Source organism: Wolbachia endosymbiont (group B) of Silvanus unidentatus (assembly GCF_964028615.1).
Lineage (GTDB): Bacteria > Pseudomonadota > Alphaproteobacteria > Rickettsiales > Anaplasmataceae > Wolbachia.
In genome coordinates, this window is record NZ_OZ034795.1 from 870232 (window position 1) to 895211 (window position 24980).

At 33.4% G+C, this 24980-nt stretch carries 18 protein-coding genes and 1 tRNA gene; 13 read left to right on the forward strand and 6 right to left on the reverse strand.

What is annotated here, in order from left to right; translation table 11 throughout:
- The first annotated feature begins 57 nt into the window (after positions 1-57).
- The 5 genes from ABWU65_RS04010 (at position 58) to ABWU65_RS04030 (ending at position 9250) form a co-directional block, all read left to right on the forward strand.
- Positions 58-1485: a sensor histidine kinase gene (locus tag ABWU65_RS04010; protein WP_010403276.1), complete on the forward strand. Its 1428-nt coding sequence runs from the start codon at positions 58-60 to the stop codon at positions 1483-1485.
- Positions 1486-1661: 176 nt separating this feature from the next.
- Positions 1662-2399, forward strand: coding sequence for a hypothetical protein (locus ABWU65_RS04015; RefSeq protein WP_012481913.1), 738 nt, complete (start codon positions 1662-1664; stop codon positions 2397-2399).
- Between the two features lie 72 nt (positions 2400-2471).
- Entirely contained in the window at positions 2472-3482 is a 1011-nt protein-coding gene (tsaD, locus tag ABWU65_RS04020) for a tRNA (adenosine(37)-N6)-threonylcarbamoyltransferase complex transferase subunit TsaD (protein ID WP_007302199.1), read from the forward strand.
- 111 nt (positions 3483-3593) lie between these two features.
- The gene (locus tag ABWU65_RS04025; protein WP_353280330.1) at positions 3594-7220 is read left to right on the forward strand and encodes an ankyrin repeat domain-containing protein; all 3627 of its coding nucleotides are present in this window, start codon (positions 3594-3596) and stop codon (positions 7218-7220) included.
- A gap of 284 nt (positions 7221-7504) precedes the next feature.
- Complete coding sequence (locus tag ABWU65_RS04030; protein WP_007302201.1) at positions 7505-9250, forward strand: type I secretion system permease/ATPase; 1746 nt, start codon at positions 7505-7507, stop codon at positions 9248-9250.
- 99 nt (positions 9251-9349) lie between these two features.
- Here ABWU65_RS04030 and ABWU65_RS04035 read toward each other — a convergent pair whose 3' ends face one another.
- The 3 genes from ABWU65_RS04035 to ABWU65_RS04045 all read right to left on the reverse strand — a co-directional run bounded on the left by ABWU65_RS04035 (position 9350) and on the right by ABWU65_RS04045 (position 12210).
- Positions 9350-10111 (reverse strand): hypothetical protein, encoded by a 762-nt coding sequence (locus tag ABWU65_RS04035; RefSeq protein ID WP_007302202.1) that lies wholly within the window; start codon positions 10109-10111, stop codon positions 9350-9352.
- A gap of 57 nt (positions 10112-10168) precedes the next feature.
- Positions 10169-11431 (reverse strand): pyruvate dehydrogenase complex dihydrolipoamide acetyltransferase, encoded by a 1263-nt coding sequence (locus tag ABWU65_RS04040; RefSeq protein ID WP_139686792.1) that lies wholly within the window; start codon positions 11429-11431, stop codon positions 10169-10171.
- A 284-nt stretch (positions 11432-11715) separates the two neighbouring features.
- Positions 11716-12210, reverse strand: coding sequence for a hypothetical protein (locus ABWU65_RS04045; protein WP_019236773.1), 495 nt, complete (start codon positions 12208-12210; stop codon positions 11716-11718).
- Positions 12211-12446: 236 nt separating this feature from the next.
- Here ABWU65_RS04045 and ABWU65_RS04050 point away from each other — a divergent pair, with 236 nt between their 5' ends.
- Positions 12447-13316 carry a hypothetical protein gene (locus ABWU65_RS04050; RefSeq protein ID WP_353280331.1) on the forward strand — a complete coding sequence of 290 codons (870 nt, stop codon included), beginning with the start codon at positions 12447-12449 and terminating at the stop codon, positions 13314-13316.
- A gap of 124 nt (positions 13317-13440) precedes the next feature.
- Here the strand turns inward: ABWU65_RS04050 and ftsH are convergent, their stop codons facing one another.
- The 3 genes from ftsH to ABWU65_RS04065 form a co-directional block, all read right to left on the reverse strand.
- A complete protein-coding gene (gene ftsH / locus ABWU65_RS04055) occupies positions 13441-15270 on the reverse strand; it encodes an ATP-dependent zinc metalloprotease FtsH (protein ID WP_353280332.1) in 1830 nt (609 codons plus the stop codon).
- 12 nt (positions 15271-15282) lie between these two features.
- Positions 15283-16575 carry a tRNA lysidine(34) synthetase TilS gene (gene tilS, locus ABWU65_RS04060; RefSeq protein ID WP_149168712.1) on the reverse strand — a complete coding sequence of 431 codons (1293 nt, stop codon included), beginning with the start codon at positions 16573-16575 and terminating at the stop codon, positions 15283-15285.
- Positions 16576-16717: 142 nt separating this feature from the next.
- Positions 16718-17197, reverse strand: a complete 480-nt coding sequence (locus ABWU65_RS04065; RefSeq protein WP_017532347.1) for an OmpA family protein — start codon at positions 17195-17197, stop codon at positions 16718-16720.
- 272 nt (positions 17198-17469) lie between these two features.
- Between ABWU65_RS04065 and ABWU65_RS04070 the strand changes: the two genes are divergently transcribed.
- The 7 genes from ABWU65_RS04070 to ABWU65_RS04100 all read left to right on the forward strand — a co-directional run bounded on the left by ABWU65_RS04070 (position 17470) and on the right by ABWU65_RS04100 (position 24967).
- Positions 17470-18888, forward strand: a complete 1419-nt coding sequence (locus ABWU65_RS04070) for a carboxypeptidase (RefSeq protein WP_214303181.1) — start codon at positions 17470-17472, stop codon at positions 18886-18888.
- Positions 18889-18908: 20 nt separating this feature from the next.
- Positions 18909-19976, forward strand: coding sequence for a rod shape-determining protein (locus ABWU65_RS04075; RefSeq protein WP_064085834.1), 1068 nt, complete (start codon positions 18909-18911; stop codon positions 19974-19976).
- Positions 19977-20195: 219 nt separating this feature from the next.
- The gene (gene mnmA / locus ABWU65_RS04080) at positions 20196-21302 is read left to right on the forward strand and encodes a tRNA 2-thiouridine(34) synthase MnmA (RefSeq protein WP_019236778.1); all 1107 of its coding nucleotides are present in this window, start codon (positions 20196-20198) and stop codon (positions 21300-21302) included.
- A 112-nt stretch (positions 21303-21414) separates the two neighbouring features.
- Entirely contained in the window at positions 21415-22713 is a 1299-nt protein-coding gene (locus ABWU65_RS04085; RefSeq protein ID WP_019236779.1) for a hypothetical protein, read from the forward strand.
- An 80-nt stretch (positions 22714-22793) separates the two neighbouring features.
- Positions 22794-23300 carry an inorganic diphosphatase gene (gene ppa, locus ABWU65_RS04090; RefSeq protein WP_019236780.1) on the forward strand — a complete coding sequence of 169 codons (507 nt, stop codon included), beginning with the start codon at positions 22794-22796 and terminating at the stop codon, positions 23298-23300.
- Positions 23301-23630: 330 nt separating this feature from the next.
- Positions 23631-23721, forward strand: a tRNA-Ser gene (locus ABWU65_RS04095).
- A gap of 118 nt (positions 23722-23839) precedes the next feature.
- The gene (locus ABWU65_RS04100) at positions 23840-24967 is read left to right on the forward strand and encodes a SurA N-terminal domain-containing protein (RefSeq protein WP_012481918.1); all 1128 of its coding nucleotides are present in this window, start codon (positions 23840-23842) and stop codon (positions 24965-24967) included.
- The last annotated feature ends 13 nt before the right edge of the window (positions 24968-24980 follow it).

A 24980-nucleotide genomic window follows, 5' to 3' on the forward strand; every position in this document is an offset into this window, starting at 1 on the left:
TGATATGCTAATTTTTTATTAATACCATAAAAGACGTTATTTCACAATGAGAAGAATATGTATAAATTAAGTAAATTAATTTTTACTACACTAAAAACAAATAGATATACAAAAATTATCTCGCTATTCTTATTAATTTTTGTGGTTTTATTGGGCACAATATACCGCAGTTATTCATTAAAGAATAATTTTCTTTCTTTTTACCGTAATTCAAATGCAAACTTAAAAGATCTATTGGAAAATAGTATAATAAAAAAATATCATTATTTACTAATAGAAAAACATCATATTAAATATAACAGTTTTGATTACATAAACCAGTTGGTAAAATTGCGTGCTGAATTGTTACAATCAGTAAGCAAAGTAAGAAATTTTAGCTTAATACTGTATGATCAAAATGCCAGAGTAATTTTCAGTAATTTTAATACTCAAGGTCATGACTATGAGCAGTTGCTTACAAATGATGAAATTGATAAATTGCTAAGCAATCAAGAAATATTTTACGCTACAGGAAATACATTAACTTCTACTTTCCCTATATTTCATGAAGATGACATTAAGCCTTCATTTTTTTTGAAGATCATTCAAAGCTATAATGACTCTTATATTATGGTATATAGTCTATTTTCAATATTAATGGGCTTATTACTGGTTATCTTAATACTAATAATGCTTTATTTGCACTTTTCCAATACCCAAATGCTAGCCAAGCAGCATAAAACTAATATTGAATTACAAAGGGTTAAAGAGGCATTAGAGCAAGAAAATGCAAATAAGATAAAATTTTTTGCAAGTGTTACACATGAGTTGCGTACACCTCTTAATGCTATTATTGGATTTGCAAAGTTGATCAAAAATGAAACTTTAGGTTCGGTAGATCACTCTAAATACAAGGAATACGTAGACGATATATATAATGCTGGTACACATTTACTTGCTTTGATTAATGATGTGCTCGATTTTTCTAAAGCTGAATCAAGTAGTTTAACAGTAGAGAAAGTGAAGTTTAATCTGAATAAGATAATAGATTCGTGCTTAAAAATGTTATCACCTAAACTAAAAGAAACAGGGATTAGTTTAAAGAAAGAGATATCTGATAAACAATTATTAGTTATCGCCGATCCCAAAAGAATGAAGCAAGTTATAATAAATTTGTTATCAAATGCTATCAAGTTCACTCCTCAAGGTGGTTTAATAAGAATGATTATTAAAGAGAATATAGAAAAAAATTTATTAACTATTGAGTTTCATGATAATGGAATAGGGATAATGCAGCAGGACATATATAAAGTTATGTCCGTTTTTGGCCAAGCAGATTCGGGATATAGAAACGAAGGCACAGGTATCGGATTACCTCTAAGCAAGAAATTAGTAGAGTTAATGGGTGGGACTTTCAACATTCAAAGTGAAGCAAAACTTGGTACTACGATAACATTGAGCTTCTTTTATGAAGAGCAAACATGTGAAAAGTTGATTGATTTTTAGTAAAATATATTTGATATTGCACTTTTATATCTAGTACATTCCTAAGTCATACTGACGTGATACCTCTTGGCTAATAATAAGTAGCGGAATGTAAGTAAATTAAACTTTTTTAGCTATACTTCCTGAAAACACTTTATAATTCTTGAGCATAAAGAAAATTCCTTTAATAATGAAGCATGCTAATCAGGAACTTAATAAAACAAGCAACTCAAGTAGGAAATAGTGAAAACGTAATACAATATGTCAAATATCTCTATCAATTTGAGAAGTTTAGAAATACATTAAACCTCACTTTGTCAATAATAAAGCAAACTAGACTCTCGTTTGAAATATATCAAGAAGGATTAGTGGATATGGAAGAGGGAGTGTGTAAGACAATTCGTTCTTCTGGTTTAAATAAGTATGTTATTGTGCTAAGAAGGTCAAATCCTTACATCATAGTACATGAACTTTCACATATGGTTGAAAATGAACTGAACTTAAGCTTAGAGCAAGAATTTCTCTATAAAGTTTATCAGGATATTGAGCAGAACTTAAAGCAGTCAAATATTCTGGTACAAAAAATTATTGGTCAAATTATATTTAAGGAGATACAAGTTTACCAAACTCCAAAATCACGTGCGTCTGAGTTATTCGCACGCTATTTTGAGCTGTTTGCTTGGGCTCAGGAAGTTTATCCTAAAGATAAAGAATATCTAATTCGCACTCAAGATTTAAACAGAGTATTTCTTGCTACTAACCAATGGAAAAAGAGCTACCTGGATCTACAAATAATGGAGAGAATAGATAAAGAAGTAAAGGAATATAGCGATAAAACTGCTTTTAAAGATATAAACAAAGTACAAAGCAGTTGGACTAATAAATTTTCTCCTGGAAGCAAAAAAATTGGTTCTATATTTGAAGATGATAATTAGCTCAGCAGAACAAAGTTCACTTCTTCAACATTTCAAGTTATAGTTCTCGCAATTTAAAGAGTTCAAATATATATGAAAACCATTTTAGCGATTGAAACAAGTTGCGATGAAACTGCAGTTGCGATTGTAAATAGTGATAAGCAAGTGCTTGCTAACGAAATTCTTTCTCAGGTAGAGCACAAAAAGTGCGGTGGAGTGATTCCTGAAATAGCATCACGTGCTCATATGAAGCATTTAAGTGGTTTAATAAAAAGTGCTATGGAAAAATCTAACCTTAACTTTTGTGATCTAGATGCAATTGCAGCAACATCAGGACCAGGACTCATAGGTGGATTAATAATTGGTACAATGATGGCTAAAGCAATTGCACACGTAACACAAAAACCGTTTATTGCAGTTAATCACTTAGAAGCACATGCGTTAGTTGTTAGGCTACTATATGAGGTTGAATTTCCGTTTTTAGTCCTGCTGATATCAGGTGGTCACTGCCAATTTTTAATTGCACAGGATGTAGGTAAATACATCAAACTTGGAGAAACGCTTGATGACTCATTAGGAGAAGCATTTGACAAAGTCGCTAAAACGCTGGGTCTAAGCTATCCGGGAGGTCCATTAATTGAAGAGTTAGCTAAAAAAGGTGATGGTATGAGATTTAAGCTGCCAAGAGCAATGATAAAACGTTCTGGATGTGACCTTTCATTTTCTGGAATTAAAACAGCGGTAAAAAACTTAGCACGAGAATTTGTAATGAGTGAACAGGATGTGTGTGATATGTGTGCTTCGTTTCAAGAGTGTATTAGCGACATATTACTCGATAGAGTCAGAAATGCTATTGGTATCGCTGTATCTTTAAATATTAAAATCAATGATTTTGTAATTACTGGTGGAGTTGCAGCAAATAATTTCCTGAAAGAGAGATTAAAAAAGCACATAGACTTGAACGTGCTTTCTCCTCCAAGCAATTTATGTACAGACAATGCAGTGATGGTTGGATGGACAGGAATTGAAAGGTTACAGAGAAGCTATGTAGACTCTCTTGACTTTGCACCAAGGCCAAAGTGGGAATTAGAAAAATATTACTAGCACAAAAAATTATCTACTATATAATGCGGCCGCTGGTGAATTTTTGTAGGCTTAAAAATTACAGTGGTATCTACTAAAGCCTTACCGGCATTATTATTTATGAGGTACAGTATGTTCAAAAATAAATTTGACACAGTTATTAGTGTTTTCAAAGCTAAATCTAGTACAAGCGCAAAGACACTCAGTTCAGGTTTATTTGTTGCGGGAAACGTTGTTATGGCCAGAGCAATTAGTGAGATAGACCTCTCTTCATTACAAGGCAATTCAGAAGATAAAGTCAATAAGCAAGACCTAATAATCATATATGATTATATTAATAAAGTAACTCAAGAAGAAAACTATAATATATGTACTAATAATCTTGATTGTATAAAAAGCAGGATTTTAGCAGAAAATATAAGTGATTCATTAGCTGAAAAATTTCGTCAAGATGGATGGAATATAATAAGTAATGATGGTTCTTCGCTATTAACAGTGGCTATTGAAAGAATTAGGAAAGGACAAAAGAAAAATAGGAATTATGATATTCATGTTGAAATAGCTGTATCTCTAATTCTTAGTATGGGCAGAGAATTGATTATAAAATTGGAGAATTTTGCAGATAGTAATGATAAAACACTTCTACATTATTTAGCTGAGTCGGGTAAAGAAGATATTTTATGTTTTGTGATAGAAAATTCTAATTTTGACATTAAAGAAGCAGTAAGGAATAAAGATAGAGATGGTAAAACACCACTACACTATGCGGCTAAATCTGGCAATAAAGAATGCTTGAAAATTCTCATAGAAAATGAAGCAGATTTTAGTTGCACTACCAATAATAAAACCGAGTTACACTATGCTGCCAGAAGCGGAAGTCCTAACCTCCTAGAATATTTAAAAGAAATATTGACAGCAAAAGGAATTTTTGATAGGGAGAAAATTAAAACAGATAAATATGGAAATAACGCATTACACTATGCTGTGCAATCTGGAAATGCTGAGTGCATAAAATTCTTCATTGATAATCAAGTACAATTTTTAAAAAATAAATATAATGAGAATCCTTTTCATAAGATTGTAGGTAACTCAGAAACTCAAGAAAATGCCATAAATTTTCTTATAGAGCATCTAAAATTTTTAGGTAGACTAAAAAGTGAAATTAATCAAGAAAATGTAGATGGTAACACCCCATTGCATATAGCTGCAAAACATGGAAATAACCAGCTAATGAAATTGTTTACTCAATCAGGTGCAAAAATTGTTCAGAATAAACAAGGTAACACCCCCTTACATATTGCTATTATACATGGTAATTCATATTGTATAGACCTATTTTATGAAAATATAGGAAATAGCATACTTCAATCCAAAGGTGATTATGGAAGAGATCTTGTACATTTAGCTGCAATGTACGGGAAGTATGATTGTCTAACATCTTTACTCAAGAAATTTCCTGATTACGATTTAAGCACAGAAACACACAAAGGAAATATGGCCCTACACTTAGCTCTATCGAGTAATACAGAAACAGAACTAAGAAAAAAATGTGTGAGTCTATTAATAGACAGAAGCATGCAAGTAAATAAGAGTAATAATGAAGGAAACACCCCTTTACATTTTGCTGCCCAACTTGATTTATCGTTTTTAAGCATGATAGAAAAAAAGTTGGAAGAGAAGAAATTTGACGTTTATCAAGAGGTTTTGCGTGAGAATAGCAACGGTGACACCGTCTTTCATATGGCAGCACGTGTTGGTAATAAATCATGCCTTGAGCACCTTTTTAAAAAAGAGAGAGTGGGAGAAATATTAAGTAAGAAAAATAAGGATGGACAAACTTTACTACACTTATCTATCCTCAGTGGAAGAGTAGAATGCGTTAAGTATTTGGTAAAAAAAAGCCCAAAGGGTATTTTTTTAGAACAAAATACACAAAAAAAGTTGTTATTTGCAGCTATTTTGAGCGGCAATAAGGAATGTCTTGAATTTGTGTCAAAAGAACTTGTAGGTAAAAAGGTGGCTGCTAGCATCAAAGTGTTATATGATGAAAATGACAATACACCGTTACACATGGCTGCTCTTGCCAACGACATAGAATTCTCTCAGTATGTTATTGAAAGTATTGCTAAGTCAACTATTAGGAACACAGTACCACTTTTTAACACAAACAGTCAAGGGCTTATACCTCTACATTTAGCTGCCATGAGCCTTAATGCTGAGTTAATAGAATATTTTATGAAAGATAATCATTACCCCTATAATAAGAAAATGTTAAATGTTGTATCTAAATCTGGAAGAACAGCATTACACTATCTTGTAATGAGTGATAATGATTTTGAAAAAACTATAAATGAGGATTTTAAGCAAGGTCAATTTTTGAAAAAGTTAGTTTTAGAAAAGCGTAAACAAAATGAGCACTTAAGGGAAAAAGCTATTAAAGCCTTATTCTACCTAACAATCAGCACCGGAGAGAAAACTTTAAATGAAAAGATAAATTTTGATATAAAGGATAATGCAAAAAAAACAGCTTTAGATTATGCTTTTAAACATGGTGACACAAATATCTTGAGGTTATTTTTAGATTTCTTTTATGAAATAAGGGAAAACAAAAAAAGGAAATATGATAAACTTAACATGGAAGATCAAGAAAGAAGCAAAAAGCTTCTAGACTACTATAATCTGGCCATGTCAATATCAAGTGTGATTATTTCTGTTTGCATTAAGTATAATAATGCAGAATCTGAAAAGGAAGAAATTCCTACCTGGATTTCCATTGCATTTTCTTCGATATCATTTTTACTTATCTTATACAACTTAGTGATTGGCCTTCAAAAAGAACCTGTTAAACGTAAGATAGAAAACTATACTGAAAAAATGAACAGAATTGAAGAGGCTACAGGAAAGTTAGCTAAGACAAAAGTAGGGGATCATGATTTGGAGGAATACAACTCAATATTGGAACTATTAATAAAGAATGCAGAAGATATTTCACGATTGGAAAATGAACTTTACAAGTTTACGCATGAAACTAGATTAGAGAGTAAAGACAAACTCAATATTTCTCCTCAGAAAATGAGTAGGGGTGGTAGTGCACTACTATGTTCGAATAAGTCTTTAGAAGGTAAAAAAAGTTCACCTGTTTTGAATGATTTAACAGCAAAACTTAGTCTGTGTTCAAGACGCAACAGTAGAGTACAAAATACAATGGACAAGTTAGATAATCCATCATGTGTAATTACTATAAATGAGAATTCAGAAATTAAACCAAAAGCTCCGAAAAACAAATTCAAGAATGTTGCAACTAAGCTAAAAATAGGCAATATCTTTAGTAAGAAAAAAGAAGATCTTATCGCTTCATCAAGCTTATCAGAAGGTGCTAATCACGAGAATATTACAAAAATGAATGAAGAAAACTGTGGGTTGATAAAACGATTTGGTGATACCAATGGGTATTCAATATTTTCGACTCCTTTTAATCCAAGCAGTTCAACCTCAAGAGAAGAGTGTGGTAACAATCATAGTGCAGCGCGTCATGTGAGTTATGGTAGTGCAAATAATCCTGTGAGTGATAAGGAAGTTAGTAAATCTCCATCTCTAATACTTTCTAACTTTGAGGAGGGGATTACTGTTGACTGTTTTAAATTCGAAAGATATAGACCAAGGGTATATTCAAGTCCATCTTGTGTGAGAAAAAGAGCAATTACAGCTAGATCATTGGAATATGTAATACTTCCTGATCATATAGAAAGAGGAAAATAGATGCAGATTGTAGTCACTGACTCTGATAGCATCAACTTTCAGAGGAGTGATAGTAAGAACTGTCATTGAGTAGTAGATAAGAAAAACGTAGAACAATTGGCAAGGCTATCGTATAAGGTTATAGTAGAGAAGAAATTAGATAGCCTTGCTAAATTTCCATGAAAAAGTTTATATTCGCATATCATTAATATTTTATTACATTAATGATATGGTAAGGCAATAACTGTTAATACTTTTGAAATAAAAACTATATATGGTACATATAATTAAATAAAAGGAAGATTGTGGAAATCACTCCGTCAATAAAAAAGGAATTAAAGCAAAGTATACTATATACTTGTCTAGAGAAGTGCAAGAGTGCGTTTTGGTTCATTTTCTGGTTTAGCTCAGGGATTAATGCGTTAATGTTATTTTTGCCACTTTATACCTCTCAGGTACTTGATCGAGTGATATCGAGCGAGAGTGTGTCAACACTAGTTATGCTGACGATTATTACTTTATCTGCGTTTGCATGTTCTGCAATGCTTGAAACTTGTCGATATTTAGCTATGGCTAAAATTGGTGATTGGATTGATAAAACTGCAACACCAGATCTAATAGTAAGGTCAATCAGGTTAACATCAGTACAAAGCTCAACTTCAAGTGGTGAAGCAATACGAGATCTTGGAGTAATAAAAAATTTCATTACAGGAAATGGTATATTTTCACTGTTCGATACTCCATGGTCGCTAATTTACCTTGTTGTGATCTTTATGATACATACCTCTACAGGGTTTATAGCTATTGCCGGAATTATTATATTAGTTTCAATGGCAGTATGGAATGAACTTGCTACTAAGCGTATATTGAGAGAAACCAATGAAGAAACTATACGTAATATTAATGCTATAGATGTTGCAACACGAAATGCAGAGGTGGTTGAAGCTATGGGTATGTCAGAATTTATAGTTTCTGATTGGTGTAAACGGAATGATCAAAATCGTGCAATGCAAGTTACAGCGCAGAATCGTTCTAATGTGATTACTGGGATTACTAAGTTTTTACGCTCGACTCTCCAAATTTCAGTAATTGGAACAGGTGCATTACTCGCAATCACAGCTCACAAAACTGCTGGTAGTATCATTGCTGCCTCAATTTTGATGGGTAGAGTATTGGCTCCATTTGATGCAGCAGTTCATACTTGGAAATTTTTAAATCAAGCCAAAATGTCATATGGCAGGCTGCAAAGACTTATCCTAACATCACCAAAAAGAGAGCAAACTATGGCTCTACCAGAGCCTGAAGGGAAGTTGGAATTTGATAGAGTATTCTTTACTCCTTATGGGAGTAATAAGCCAACAGTAAAAGGAATATCATTTTTAATAGAACCAGGGGATGTTGTTGGTGTTATTGGTGCAAGTGCTTCTGGTAAGTCGACCATTGCAAAACTAACCGTTGGTGTTTGGAAACCCATATCAGGTGTAGTCAGACTAGATGGCGCTGATGTATATACTTGGAATCGAGAGAACTTTGGTAATTATGTTGGTTACTTACCTCAAGATATTGAGTTATTTAACACGAGCGTTAAAGCTAATATTGCCCGCATGAGACCAGATCCAAATCCTGAAGAAATAATCAAAGCAGCAAAAATTGCAGGAATACATGAATTAATACTGAGCTTACCAAATGGGTATGATACAACAATAGGAGGACCTGGAGGAGTAATACTCTCTGGTGGCCAAAAACAGCTTCTTGGACTTGCAAGGGCTTTTTATGGTAATACTAAGCTTTTAGTGCTTGATGAACCGAATGCTAACTTAGACAGTAATGGAGAGGCGCGCTTGATTAATGCAATCAATGTTGCAAGAGAGCAAAATACTACCACTGTTATCATCACTCATAAGCTACAGCTACTATCTGTAGTCAATACAGTGATCGTCATGTCAGATGGGGTTATTTATGCTATGGGACCAAAAGATGAGATTTTGAGTAGATTAGTTGCTCCATCACCAGATGCCACAGAAGATAAACGTTCTTCAGCAAGTGGTTAAGAAAGAGAGAAGTTGTCACACCTCTCTTTCTCTTATAGAGTACTATATGCACAGTTTATAAAATCTTAAGCAATTGTTATTCGAAAAATCCAATAATGATTAGCCACGGAACCTATTTGCTAATTCTCTCACATTAACCTTAGACATTTCTGATGTAGGCTCTTGTGTATATGAGACATCAGATTTAACGCCTTTTTTGTCATGACCTTTAGTAATAGAACATACTACAGTATCAGCCTTTACATGCTTAACACTTGGATCTGATTGAAACCCATGCTTTCTTTCCATTTGTGCTTCAAGCTTACTGCTATCATGTGTAACCCTACACCTTTCTAGATTACGGTCACGTTTGTCAGGAGCTACATATCCATCTATATCACTACATAAGAACGGGCGCACTTTGAACCTGTCTGAACTAACACCATTTTCAACACTTGCAGAATTATGAGCTTTTCTATTATTGCGCATTTTATCTACAGCTTCCTTTATTTTTTCTTTTGATGGTTTTGGCAGCAGTGCTGGCTTATATGCACATGCTGGTAGTTCTGGAAATGAGTCCTCCTGAAACAGCAAATGACTTTGGTTTCTCTTACTATCTGATTCTTCAATATTCTTTATTGGTGTCTTGAAAGAGTTTTCATTTTTCTTTCTTAGATCCAACTCATTTAATCCGCTTCCAACATTATTTTTTCTTGTTGTAGTGTGAATAACACCTGGAAGTTTCACTTCATACTTAAATTTTTTACCAATGGTATCTATTGACTCATTAGATGAGGAATCTATTTGAAACCTATCGTTTGAAAATTTTGATTTTGTAGCATCAAAAGATATACTACGTTTTTCTATCTTTTTATAAGTCATATTTTACCTCTAAACCTATTAACTAATAAAAGTATAAACTAAGAGGTATTAATTTTATTATAATAATAAAGGCTCAAGAAGCATCACCGTAGGGTTTTCTATATAGTACTTAAAGGCATTTAAAAATTTTGCTCCGAGTGCTCCATCAACTGCTCTGTGGTCAACAGAGAGAGTAACTGTCATTACCTCTGCTATCTCTATTTTTTCACTTATGACAACTGGTTGTTTTTTAGATGCGCCGACAGCCATAATGCAAGACTGTGGTGGATTGATTATAGCACTGAAAGTTTTTATACCAAACATGCCTAAATTAGAAATGGTAAACCCTCCTCCTTGAAATTCTTCAGGCCTTAATTTTCCAGATCGTGCTCTATTTACTAAATCTTTCACTTCTTTTGATATAGATAAAACACTTTTTTCATCAGCATTTTTTACTATAGGAGTAATAAGTCCATCCTCAAGCGCTACAGCAATTGAGATATCTATATTTGAATATTTTACTATCTTAGTATCTATCCACGATGAGTTTATGTCAGGAAATTTTTTCATGCTGAAAGCCACAGCTTTTATAATTAAGTCATTAATTGTTACTTTATTGTTCTCATTTGCTGAATTAACCTCATTTTTGAGCGATATTAGCTTATCAACGTGGCAGTCTACAGTTAAATAAAAGTGTGGAATATTTTGCTTAGATTCAACTAGGCGCTGCGCTATCACTTGGCGCATATTACTTACTTCAACTGTTGTATTTTCCTCAAATCTCTCATAGCTTTTAGTTTGATCTAAAAATTCTAATACATCAGCTTTGATGATACGACCATATGGACCTGTACCTTTTAATCGCTTTATATCAACACCTTCATTTTGAGCTATTTTTTTAGCTAAGGGGCTTACTTTTATTCTATTTTCTGTTGCTCTATCCTCTTTTTTAGATCCCAGTGTCACGCACTGGGATGACATTGAAGAGCTAGATGAAATCGAAGGGTTGGATGATACTGAAAAATCGGCTTCAACCTCCTTCTCAACCTTGGTATTGATGGCAGAAGCTAAATCAAGTGCGCTTTTATCTTCCCCTTCCTCTAACATTAGAGCTATCAGTTGATTTACAGGCACGCCACTTGTTCCTTCCGACACTAAAATTTTTGCCAAAACTCCTTCATCGACAGATTCAAACTCCATTATGGCTTTATCAGTCTCAATTTCAGCGATTACATCACCTATTTCAACTTTATCTTGTTCTTTTTTACACCACTTTACAATTTTCCCTCCAGTTTTACTCATTGTTGGGGAAAGAGCGGGCATCAATATTTCTATAGGCATTTATTCTGCATTAAAAGATCTATTTAATTTTTAATTTACTCTTTACCCTATGTCAATCTAATCGTAAATTATGATACTTATATCATCCTAGTACGTGATGCTGGAATCTTGGTTGACTACTGTTATCCTACTATTTCTATTGCTTAGTCCTAGACAGAGTACAAATAGTAAGATCATCATGAAAATAGACGAATCTGTTATAATGGAAATAGAAAAATGTAGTGCTTACTATCCTCTCACAAACATATAGCTTGGGTACAGAAAAAATTTATATGAGGAGCTGGTTAAATTGATAAAAGATCAGAATTAATAGTAGTTTCCGAATCTTCTGTAGCAGGCTCTTCATGTGAAGCAGAGGACAGACTAACTTCTTTATCATCTGTTCTCTGTATAGAACTACCACAAAAACTCCTTAACATCTCTTCAGCAGATGAATTTAAAATCTGTATAATAGACTTTTCACTTTGTTCTTTCAGCGATTGATCCATTCTAGAAATCAACTCGGAAAATTCACTACCTTCTTTTCTAGCTTCACTTTCTATCTTATTTTTTATGCTTTCTATATTACTTTGGTTAATTTCTTCTTTCGTTATGTTAAATGAATTAGCAATACCTTGATACTTAATCTCACAATCGCCACAGCCAACTATGCAAAGAGCAATAGAATCGGATATTTCACCTGCAGCCGAATTATGGATAGTGTAAGCTAAGCAATTGTCATGATATTTAATGCCAAGCTGTTGCTCTATCAATTCAGAAATTTCATTTTTTAAAGACATAAAGTACCTCCTTCTTACATTACTGTACTTTCTGATTAAAGTACAACAGCTGCTCCTAAATAGCAATCCATATATGGTTTACTTTAATAAATTATTAAAGTAAGAAGCTTTTACATCCTAAAACATAACTGAGATAAGCCAATGTAAAAAAATTTTTAAACGAGAATTATTGTATATATATTACTTATTTGGTAAAATTATTTTGGCAAAATAGCATATAAAAGTTGAGGCTAATTATGAATATTAAAGAAGGAAAGGATTTACAACAGGAGTTATTAGGAATTGTTTTCAATATACTCATAGAAAGTGAAGATAGCGCCATAGAAGCTATGGAAACAAGAGCAGTAGAGATAATTAAAAAACTAAAGGAACACATTAATGATTATATAGAGTATGGTGGTCAAAAAAAGCCAATTTTAGATTGGGTTATTGTTTGTGATTCTCAGAATAATGTCAGACTAAATAACAAGTCGCTATTAAAATTTGAGAAGGCAATTAAGGATATTGGAGGAAGAGCACCGCTAAATGAAATAAAAAGTACAATAAGGTTATTAGTAGAACAAGCACAGCTAAATCATGTTAGAATTAGAGGTGAGAGAGAAGTACCACTAAACCTCTTTGAGGAAAACATAATAATGAGAGAGCGAAGAAGGGCAAGAGAACAACAAATGCGGCCAAATTTTATTAGAGAAAGAGAAGCGTCATTGAATCTCTTTGGAAACAGGGATGAAAATGTAATAATGAGAGGACAAATGAGGTCACGCTATATTAGGCGTATTAGACGTGAAAGAGAAGTACCACTTAGTTCAAAAATAGGAGAATTAATTGGTGTAGTTTCATCCATAATTGTAGGTGCTTTCATTGGTATAATGGTTGATATGGTCATTGCTGGTTTATGTATTGAGCTTTGTGTAATCACCACTGCAGAACCGATTCTTCTCATCATGGGTGCTACTGCTGTTATAGGAGCTATTGTAGCAGGAACTGCTCCTGTATTAAAGCTAATAGAGATGTTTAAAGGTCAAGAACCTAATCTTTCTCCTAGTAGCGGTCTGGAAAGCTCTAATACTGAACATACTTATTTAAATAGGCAAAGAGTTATTTAGAAAAAAATTGGAAGAATGTTCAAAAAAGTCCATTTATAAAATACATCGGCTTAACTATGATCTTATAACTTAAGCTAATTAATTAAAAATTTTTGTTTTAGCGGTTAAATAAAGCCAGATCTGATTAGAGAGAGGATCTCCTTACCTCTTCCTTACCTTCATTTTCATTTCTAACAATTTTTTTTCCACTTAATATGTCTCTTATTTCATCTCCTGTTAAAGTTTCAAACTCCAGTAGATTTTCAGCAATGAGCTCCAAGTCTTTCCTACGCTTGGTTAAAATGTCTTTTGCTTTTTCATAGCAAGAAAATACAACTTTCTTTATTTCCTCATCTATAAGTCTTAACGTATCTTCAGAAATTGTCTCAGAATCATGTGTGATTTGTTCACGATTGTGATATATTGGCCCTATTTTGTCACTCATTCCCCATTTTGTCACCATAGCACGTGATAAATCTGATGCTAGTTTTATATCTGAAGATGCGCCGCTTGTGACTTTATCATAGCCAAAAATTAGCTCTTCTGCCACACGTCCACCCATTGCAACAGTTATATCTGCTAGCATCTTTTCTCTTGTGAGGGACACTCTATCTGTTTCTGGTAGTCTCATAACTAAACCGAGTGCTCTACCACGTGGAATAATTGTTGCTTTGTGTATAGGATCAGAAGCAGGCATATTAACTGCAACTACTGCATGACCAGCTTCATGGTAAGCAGTAAGCTTTTTTTCTTCTTCTGTAATGACTAAGGACCTTCTTTCCATGCCCATCATCACTTTATCACGTGCATACTCAAAATCATCCATGGTAACAATTTTCTTATTTCTTCTTGCAGCAATAAGCGCAGACTCATTCACTAAATTTGCTAGATCAGCCCCTGAAAAACCTGGCGTTCCCCTCGCAACTGTTTTTACGTTTACATCTGGTGCTATCGATATTTTCTTTATATGCGTATTTAATATTCTCTCACGCCCATTTATATCAGGTAAAGAAATAGTAATCTGTCGGTCAAAACGACCAGGTCTAAGTAGTGCTGGATCTAGGACGTCTGGACGGTTAGTTGCAGCAACTATTATCACACCTTCATTAGGCTCGAAACCATCCATCTCAACCAGTAACTGGTTTAATGTTTGTTCCCTTTCGTCGTTACCGCCACCAAGACCAATGCCGCGATGCCTACCTACTGCATCTATTTCGTCTATGAAAATTATACAAGGAGCATTTTTCTTGCCTTGATCAAACATATCCCGGACACGGCTTGCACCAACACCGACAAACATTTCAACGAAATCAGATCCAGAAATACTAAAAAACGGTACATTAGCTTCACCTGCAATTGCACGAGCAAGTAGAGTTTTACCAGTTCCAGGGGAACCAATTAAAAGACATCCTTTTGGTATCTTCCCACCTAACACTTGAAATTTTTGCCTTTGTTTAAGAAAATCAACAATTTCAACCAACTCTTCTTTTGCTTCATCAATCCCAGCAACATCATCAAATGTCACTTTTTTTCCAGTAGTCATAAGCCTAGCTTTTGATTTGCCAAAGCTTATAGTTCTATTACCTCCTGCTTGCGTTTGTTTAAAAAGGAAAAGTAATAAACCGATAAAGATAAGCGTCGGAACCCATTGAATAAGTAATCCACCAATTATACCTATTGCAGAGTCTCCAATTGAAAAGGAGAACTTCACTTTCCTATCATGCAAACTTTTTATTAAGTCACTATATATAACACCACTTGAGTTAAAGGCTGACCCATCCCTAAACTTCCCTTCGATGCTTTGGTTTCTTATTGTAATATTTTCTATATCATTATCTTCTAGTCTAGTTAAAAATTCTGAAAAAGGTATGGTTGTTTTACTCTTACCTATACTTCCGCTAAATTGAATATAAGCAACTGAAATAAGAACAATAATCACTAACCAGATCAATAAGCCTTCTAAAAATTTTTTCATTTACATTTCTAATTAAATACTAATCAAGCTTACCAAATTTTGTTTTATCGTGCTATTAATAATGAATCGAACCTTATCATCATCGGTATTTTTTCCGTTATAATTTACATCAGGATAAGCAAGCATCTTTCCATCTTTTTGTACTGTAGGCAAAGAATAGTAAACTTCAGAGCAATAATCATAATTTTTTAGAAATTCAGGGATTTTTTGTGTTTTCTTTAGTGGAGCAATAGTTACTGAACACTCCTGATCTCCAAATATTGTGCAGCTAAACCTGTTATCCCATTCAATAGAACCATTTAATGGTAAGTGTACAGTAATTTCCTGTATCTTTGACGATTCTCTCATTATCAGAATACTTTCTCCATATTTTCTTATTTTGCATCCATAGAGTGTGCAATTAACATCACTATTTTGTTGCAATATTCTATTAAATATTGCGATAAGGCTACGGTACCTTGGTTTATAGTGCTTGTTGACAATTGCCATTATAGAATAAAGAAGAAGTCTTAAAGCTATTTCCTCTGGCAGTTTATAAAGTTCATCTAGTTTAATTTCAATATAACCAAGATCATGAATATTAACGCAGTCATTAAGTGCAAGGCGTGTGTAGTGCATCAACGCTTTTGCAGCTCTTTTCATATGAAGGGCTGTGAGGCATATTCGCTCTGTTAAAATCTCTTGATTGTCACTTGCTTTAAGTAAGTTACGGTATAAAGTTCGTCTGTATTTTAAGTCATAATTGCTTCTATCTTCGATCCATTTTAACCGGTGAAGATTAGCGTACTTTTCTATTTCACTACGACTAAAATTTAACAACGGCCTAAATATATAAATACCATTTAAGAAAGATTTGTAATCCATTGATGATAATCCATCTACTCCACTACCTCGCTCCAATCTTAATAAGAACGTTTCTGCTTGATCATCTTTGTGATGAGCAACGAGCAAACATTTAACATTATTGTTTTTACACCACTCTGCTAGTAACTTATATCGTGCTTTTCGTGCCTGTAACTGAATATTACCTTTAATATTTTGCTTCTCCCAATTTAATATGAACGATTCCTTTGCTCCAAGTTCTTTTGCATAACTTATAACAAAATCAGCTTCTTTTTGAGACTCTGAACGTAACCCATGATTTACTGTTAATGCTATAGGAAGTGAAAGCTTGTTTTTTTTTGCCCAGTTAGTCATTAAATGCAGTAAGACTATACTATCTACACCACCTGATACTGCAACTGCGATTTGGTTATGGAAAGCAAAGCTATTAGCTATATTTTGAAATAATAACTCTAATTTCATTATGTTTCTTGATGGCCAGATAGTCTCTACGTCATACAGCGACTTATTTGTGGTATATATAGATCCCGCTAACAAGCAGCGGAATTGCTCTCTTTTGTCATCCCAGTGCTTGACACTGGGATCCAGGTTTTAATGCAAGAAACTACTTCTTTATTCCAGAAAATGAAAATTCCACTCTACGATTTTTAGCATGCTCTTTTTCATATTTGGAATTTCTAGAATCATCTTTTACATTAACCAAAGGCTCAGTTTCACCTTTAGAAGCAGTTTTTATTCTATTTTCTAGATAAGGTGTACAGCTGACCATAAATTTTTTAGCTGCATCTGCTCTTCTAGCTCCTAGTGCAAGATTATACTCGTGAGAACCACGATTGTCAGTATGACCAGTTAAAGTGACCTTTGCGTCAGGATTATTTTGTAACACTTCCATCACGTCAAGTAATGCATCTGCACTCACTTCACCGATACTAGATTCATCATAACCAAAGAAAACTCTTTTATCACCTATCTGCTTAACAACAGCATTCATTTTATTTGTCGTATTTACTCCTTTTTTAGGGCAAGAACTTACACCAGTAAGCAGTAAACAAAAACAACACATTATAATCAGTCTACTCCACATCACTAAACCTCCATAAATTTAAAATATAGTGCGTAATTTTAATTTTAGTACTAATAATCCCTCTATACTAGAATAGAGTCAAGGGAAATAAAATACTAAATGTTTTCTTTACAATCTTATAATTAATTTTCTGATAAGATGCTCAGTTCTTAGCAATGAGGTACAATAAAAGAATAAAATACAATTTTTTATTGTACTTTAAGCAAATATACTTTTAACTTTATTATTAATCTATTACGATATTAAGCAGATGTTTCAAAGCAATGATAAAAATGGAATCTTATAAGTTTTTAGAGGAAGTATTACATAAGGTAAGGAATATCGAAAACACACTAAAACTACTAAGCAAAAGCCAATTGAATGTAGAGGACAAAGTTGAACAAATGTGTCTTCTAGAGGAAATCAGACATGAAATTATCTCTCATGATGCAATAAAGGAATCATTAGCGAATGCTCTTAGGAATAAAAAGAGTGCTAATATTCAGCAGCTAAAGTTAATAGAGGGGATACACAAAAGCAGCAGTGCTATTCCTGTTGATTTAGTAAAATCTTTGTCCAAAGCTAAGATTGAATGCCAAAACTTATGGAGGCTAACTAATTCTGAAATTAGTAACTTAGAAAAGCTGAAAGAATGCTTTACTAACCTAATTAAGCTTACTCGTGAAGCAGCTTCTATAAAATCGCAGCAATTAAAGCGCTCAAACTATGAGTCATTGCTTGCTGACTATGACTCTAATATCACAGAAAAGAACATAAAGGAAATATTTCCTAAGCTAGGTAAATTTTTTAGTGAAAATGTAGAGAAAGTAACTCAAAAGCAGAAGAAGGATAAGGTTACTAATATACAAAAAGTTACGGTTCAGAGACAGATTGAACTTGGTTCCTTATTCTTACAGCAAATGAGTGTTACACCAAATGAGATTTCCATTTCTTATTACGATTCTATCGATTATGATGAATCTGACCTTTGTTATGGTTTATTTTTACTTTTACGGCATACTGGTTATGCAATTCATCAAAAATGTTTAGCGCAAAATTCTATAAAGAGCTCAATTACAAAACATATTATGTATGAAACTCAAGGGTTATTCATGGAAAAGATCATTGGAACATCGAGAGAATTTATTGAGTTCATTCAACCACACATAAAGGAGAAACTTTCTACAAAAGGCAAAATTAATAGTAGTGTTGAAAATTTGTATTTGATTTTCAATAAAGTAAATCTTTCATCTTTTTTGAAGAATGCGGATGAATTTAGTTTATTGGCTCACATTATGCTAAGAACTAAATTAGAACAAGATCTAATAAATGGTACGTTAGAAGTTAAAGATCTACACGATAAATGGCTGGAAGGTATGAAGCATTACAAGATTTCAGTAAAAGCTAAAAATGAGCTAGACACTTATTTTCAAGATGAGTATTGGATAAGTGGTGTTATAGGCTACTTTCCTATTAAAGTCATAGCGTTAATCGCTGCTGTGCAGTTTTTTTCTTTCATTAAGAAAAATCATTACGAATTTTTAGATTCTATAGTAAAAGGAGATTTCAGTTTACTTATCGATTGGTTCTCTAAAAATGTATATAGTGCAAATTATGGCTTTTTGGAACAGCTAAAAAAGGTAACAGGTAGGGATTTAGATATTGAGTGCTACACTAGTTACTTATCTGAAAAGTATAATTTGTCTCAATAAATGGTTTTCTTGAGTTGTGTATGAGTTTTGTTCAGAATTTAATCAGAAATTTTTTTACTTTCAAAGGTTTATTTGCTAGCGATATTGCTATAGATCTTGGTACTGCAAATACTTTAGTTTATCAGAAAAGTCAGGGGATAGTGCTTGATGAACCCTCAGTTGTAGCAAGAGTAAAAGAAAAAGGAAGTTACGTTCCTTATGCTTTTGGCAAAAAAGCTAAGATGATGCTCGGAAAAACACCTGGAGAAATAGAAGCGATAAGGCCCTTGAAAGACGGAGTTATTGCTGATTTTAAAAGCGCGGAAGAAATGTTAAAATATTTCATACGCAGCGCAAACACAAGATTCACTGTTAATAAGCCTAATATTATCATATGTGTTCCATCTGGATCTACCCCAGTTGAAAGGCGTGCTATACAAGATGCAGCAGAAAGTGCTGGTGCAAATGAAGTATTCTTAATTGAAGAACCAATGGCTGCAGCAATTGGGGCTGGACTTCCAGTTACCGAACCTGAAGGTTCTATGATTGTTGACATAGGAGGTGGTACAACTGAAGTTGCAATTATTTCTTTAGGTGGAATTGTTTATTCACGTTCTGCCAGAGTAGGTGGTGATATTATGGATGAGGCAATAAAGTCATACATTCGTGAAAATCATAAGTTATTGATTGGCGAAACAACTGCTGAAAAAATTAAGAAAAACGTCGGTTCAGCCAGTCTGCCAGTTGAAAACAACAAAGAGGGAATGATAATTAAAGGCAGGGATTTAGTGAGTGGTATGCCAAAAGAAATGCTTTTATCAGAATATCAAGTTGCAGAGAGCCTAATAGAGCCTGTACATCAGATAATTTCTGCTATTAGAACTGCACTGGAGAGTACTCCACCCGAACTTTCTTCTGATATAGTTGATAGAGGAATAATTTTATCTGGTGGAGGTGGGTTATTGCGCAACTTGAGTAAAGTTATTAGTGAAACAACAAAATTACCAGTTCGTGTTGCAGATGATCCACTTTGTTGTGTTGCCCTGGGTAGCGGAAAAGTACTTGAAAACATGGACTATTTTGGCCATGTTTTATTCAAGCAAGATTAAATTGTTTTTGAAGATCGAATTGTTTTGATGGAATTATGTAATATAAATGAGATCCCAGTGTCACGCACCAAGTAATTTAAAGGCAACTTCCAGCAGGAAGGGGTGTCATCCCAGCGCTTGACACTGGAACTTGACTACAAATAAGTATGCTGTTTCGATGAAATTGTGTAATAGAAACTGGATTCCAGTGCTTGACACAGGTTTGTGTTTATAAATTATATGCTAAAAGAATTTGAAATTGAACCTTTATTAAAAGATAAAGCTCCGCATCAAACTAAGGCTATTGTTGCAATGTCCGGGGGAGTTGATAGCTCCGTTGCTGCAGCACTGCTGTATAACCTTGGGTACGAAGTGATAGGTGTGACTCTTCAGCTCTATGGCAGTGATGGTAATGCGAGAAAGGGTGCATGCTGCGCTGGACAGGATATTTATGATGCCAAATACGTGGCTGAAAGTGTTGGCTTTCCCCACTATATTTTAAACTACGAGGAAATATTCAAAAAGGAAGTAATAGAGGATTTTGCAAATACCTATATGCGTGGAGAAACTCCCATACCGTGCGTAAGGTGTAACCAAACAGTAAAATTTCGCGATCTATTGCAAGTTACAAAAAATCTTGGTGCGGATGTACTCGTAACAGGACATTACGTAAGAAGATTAGAAGAAAATGGTGAGGTAAAGTTGTGCAGAAGTATTGATAAAAGTAAAGATCAAAGTTATTTTTTGTTTGCAACTACTGAGGAGCAGTTAAAGCTTTTGCGATTTCCATTAGGTGGGTTCTATAAAAGTGATATAAGAAAATTAGCAAAGTATTTTGGCTTACAAATTTCTGAAAAGCCGGATAGTCAAGATATATGCTTTGTTTCCGAAAGCTATAGTAAAACAATAGCTAAATTAGCTCCACAATCTGTGCAGAAAGGTAAAATAGTAGATATTCATGGAAAAGTGCTAGGTGAGCACAGCGGCATAGTAAATTTTACAGTGGGACAGAGAAGAGGCCTCTGCATCGCACACAATGAGCCTCTTTACGTGATAAAAATTAATACAGAAAATAATGAAGTTGTAGTAGGCCCGATCAATGCTCTAATGCAAAAAAAGATATTGGTCAAAGAGTTAAATTGGTTAGAACAACCAAAAGAAGGCATGGAAGTAACTGTGAAGCTTAGGTCATCACATGCAGGAAGCTTAGCGACAATATATTCAACTGACGAAAAGAACAAAGCCTGTGTAATTTTAAACGACGATTACTTTGGCATCAGTCCAGGTCAAGCCTGTGTAGCATATAAGGGCGAACAAGTTATAGGTGGAGGTTGGATATGCTCCTAACTTGGTGGTTTAATTTTTTAATGCAGAATGTAAACATACAATAAAATTTATTGCTGTTTTATCCTATATTCTTTATACTATAAAGATAATTATTATATTGTGGACTAGAGGGATGGTTAAAGAAGTTGAAGAGTTAATAAAAATTGTTGGTAAGGGCAATTTACTAGAAGCCGCATTTATTCGTTTGGGCAGTTTTCAACATGCTGACTTACATCATTGCATGGATTACAGAAATCATATAGGTCTATTCGAATTCATTAATAAAAAAGAACAAGAGCCATTAGATAAATATTTTAACTTAAAATTTAGTCTACAAGGATTGTTTTTAATTTATGTTCAAGCTTATAGAGTTCTTGCAGAAAATGCTCAGTTCAATACTCAAGAAGTAATTGATAAAATATATGCTGCAGTTGAAAGTAAAAAAATACCTACTCTTTGTGACACTTCGAAGAAACTGCTAAGGGAAATTGTAGATCAAGTAGAATTGACAGAAGATCAAAAAAAACTAAAGCTTTTTAATATTCTAGCAAATCCGAAAGGTGAAGCTCTATTTAACAATAATGATGACTTTGAGAAACAAGTACTCAATAATATTAAAAAGTTACTCAAAATAAGCTATGCAAATGAATTTGATAAAGAGTTTAGCTTATGTAAAGAGGTAATAAATCATTATTACTCGATTCACAGTATAAAAATAGATAAAGACATAGCATTACTATTTTCTAGTTATGGTATATTTTCTACATGTACTGGAAATGGAGATATTTTATCACTCAATCAATATATTAATGAGAAAGCTAGAGTAATCAACACACCACTGTATTACAGTTACATCTTACAGTTAATAAAGGTATTAAGAAAAATTGAGTTACCGTATAGAAATGGATTCACCAAGTATACACTTAATTATAGAGGTATAAGTGAATTGAACGGGACATTTACAGCTGCAAGAGAGCAAGACAGTCAAGATTCTCTATATCCTAAAAATATCAAACGTACTCTAGAGCAACTACTAAAAAACCAAAATAGTGATGCATTTGAACAATTAGTAACAAACCCTGAGAATACGTATTACTCAGTGCCACAAAGTGAATGCAGACTAAACTCTAGTATCAGTAACAAAAAAAACAAAAATCATAAAAACACATTTTGTAAATTAGCTTTAGGTATGTTTATATTGTCTATTGGATTATATACTGCTGATTATTTCTTTATGGAGCAAAAGTTATTCAACTCAATAACAAATATTTTGCCACAAAATAATCTCATCAATTTCATAGTTGCTGCAGTACTTACTATCGTAATAGTATATGCTTTATTTCAACTACTAAAATCACCTCAAGAACCGCCACATTCAACGATCAATGATACAACTATTAACAGTTTTGCAAATGGTCCTATTCAATCATGAATCTCTACTTATGAATGATAAATGTAGCACTTTTAAAGTGTATGCTATATAATATCTTCTCTTGAATAACGAGGTAATCCATGGATTTAAGCAAAGTAACAACAAAACCAGATGAAATAAATGTAGTAATTGAAATAAGTGCAAATGCTGAGCCTGTAAAGTATGAATTTAATAAAGAGCTTGGGTTGTTACAAGTTGACAGATTTTTGTCTACCTCAATGACTTATCCTTGCAATTATGGGTTTATACCAAATACCTGCGCAGGTGATGGTGACCCTGCGGATGTTTTGGTGCTAACTCAATTTCCTTTAGCGCCTGGAGTTTTGATATCGGTGCGTCCAGTAGGTGCATTACTTACCAAAGACGAGAAAGGAGAGGATGAAAAAATATTAGCTGTACCTATCTCCAGTGTTGATAGCTATTATGACAATATAAAAAACTATTCTGATTTATCTAAAAACTTACTAGATAAAATAGCTCATTTCTTTTCTCATTATAAAGATTTAGAAAAGGGAAAAACGGTGACAGTTGGAGAATGGGCTAATGTGGAAAAAGCAAAAGAAATCATTGAAAAAAGTAGAAATTAGTTTGCGTTGATTTAGCCTTAAATTACAGTTATTCGGAAAAATGTTGTTGTTTTTAATGGGTAAATATTGGTATCCGTTCAGGATAGCGGTAAGGTAGTATAACCATAGAGTAAAAGTGAGTTTACAACAAATGGTGTCATCCCAGTGCTTGACACTGGGATCCAGTCCTTTCGCACAAAAAACGTTGTAAAGTAACTTGGTTGGATCCCAGTGTCAGCTACTCTGATGACAAGACAGGTTTCAATATTTGCATGCATCTGGACAGATACAAATATTGCAATTAAAAGCATTAGACAGGCAGTAAAGGTCTTGATATTATAGTAATAATTTGGAAGGGTGGCCGAGCGGCTGAAGGCGGCGGTTTGCTAAACCGTTATACGATTGAAAAGTCGTATCGAGGGTTCGAATCCCTCTCCTTCCGTATATTATTGTTTAGGTATTCATTACAGTAATTTCACCCTCTTTTTTAATTATTAAAAAGTTAGCTAGCGTTTATTCAGTATTTATTATAGAATTAGTTATTAGCTAAATAATTTTATATGCATAAAATACTAATTTTGATATTAATAATGCTGCCGCTTAGGTTACTTGCAACTGAGATTGAAATTGTTGCAGATGTAAATGGTGAGCCAATTTCAAATTTAGATATCGAAAGACGTATAAACTTCATAAATTCATTGCTTGGCACTCAGAAGATTAATCAAAAAGAGGTAAAATCTCAAATTCTAAGACAGTTAATAGACGAAATTATCATTGTCAGCGAAGCACAGAAGATGAATATAGAATTGAGTAACGAGGAGTTAAATAATGCTGTCACGTTATTCTTAACTCAAAGTTTAAAACTTAAGGCTGATGAAGTTGATCAATACGTAAAAAAGCATAATATAGATCTCAATACCCTAAAAAAACAAATAAAGTGTCAGCTGCTGTGGAACAAGATTATTGAAGTAGGAGTTGTACCGCTTATTAATATCAGCGATCAAGAAGTGGATGATGCAAGAAAGCAAAAAGAGAAGTCTGATTACCTTATTACGTTTCAGGAGTTCATAATTCCCGATCAGAAGATAGCTGAAGACTTAGTAAAAAAATTACGTACCAGTAATAATCCAGAATCTTCAATAAAGATGAGCAAAGCAACCGTTAATTTAAGTCAGCTAAAAGGTAAACTCAAGGACGTTTTGGAAGGATTAGAAATCAGTGATGTAGCAGGTCCGGTTAGTTTAAGCGAAGGTTACTCTGTTATAAAAGTCATAGATAAGGTACAGCTCGATCATACACTGCTGAAAAGTACTTTAAAACTGAAACAGGTTGTAGTTGAAGGTTCAGAAAGTTTACTCTCTAGTTTTAAGGAGCAAAAGGTCAGTTGTTTAAATTTTGACAAGTTAGCAGATGATTTCAAGTTGCCAAGCGTAAAAGAGTTTGAAATAAAAATGCGAAATTTAAATCCTGATTTACAGATTTTATTTAGTAAAACAAATATGAATGAAATAGTAGAATTAAGAGAAAATAGCACTGCAAAGTTGATGATGTTATGTGATATCAAAAATAATGCAATGGATATAGAAGCAATCAAACAGGAAATGTATCAACAAAAGATTATGATACAAAGCAACCTGTTATTGGATAATATGCGTAAAAATGCAGCTGTTAGTTATCAGTTTAATTGAAGTTAGAGAGGTT